The sequence below is a fragment of the Mycobacterium sp. 1423905.2 genome, from assembly GCF_001673155.1.
Taxonomy (GTDB): domain Bacteria; phylum Actinomycetota; class Actinomycetes; order Mycobacteriales; family Mycobacteriaceae; genus Mycobacterium.
The window spans coordinates 1-581 of the sequence record NZ_LZLE01000016.1; the positions used below are offsets into that span (position 1 = coordinate 1).

Here is a 581-nt window from a genome sequence, read left to right on the forward strand (position 1 = left end):
AAGACGTGGACGGGATGTCGCGACTGTCTGGCTATCTGACTCCCGAAGCGCGCGCCACCCTGGAAGCGGGGTTGGCCGTGATCGAGGTGGGGTGGGGGGATCCATTCGGTGTCGCCGTTTGCGTTTTGGCGGGTGAGGTAGCCCTTTTCGGCCAGGGCGTGGTCGCCGCCACAGGCGAGGGTGAGGTCGTTGATGTCGGTGGTGTGGCATTGGGCGTAGGGGGTGACGTGGTGGACTTCGCAGTAGTAGCCGGGGACGTCGCAGCCGGGGGCGCTGCAGCCACGGACTTTGCTGTACAACACGATTCGTTGCGCGGGGGAGGCGAGTCGTTTGGTGTGGTAGAGCGCTAGGGCTTTGCCGCGCTCGAAGATCGCCAGATAGTGGTGGGCGTGGCGGGACAGCCGGATCACATCACTCATGGGCAGCAGGGTGCCGCCGCCGGTCAGGCCTTTGCCGGCGGCCTCTAACTCGCGCAGGGTGGTGGTGACGATGATCGAGGCCGGCAGCCCGTTGTGCTGGCCCAGGTTGCCGCTGCACAGCAGGGCGCGGCAGGCGGCCAGCAGCCCGTCGTGGTTACGTTG

Annotated in this window: 1 protein-coding gene; it reads right to left on the minus strand. The window is 66.8% G+C overall.

All coding sequences use genetic code 11. The features are described from left to right. A partial coding sequence (locus A9W95_RS00880; RefSeq protein WP_156745938.1) for an HNH endonuclease signature motif containing protein occupies positions 1-581 on the minus strand: 581 nt, incomplete at both ends.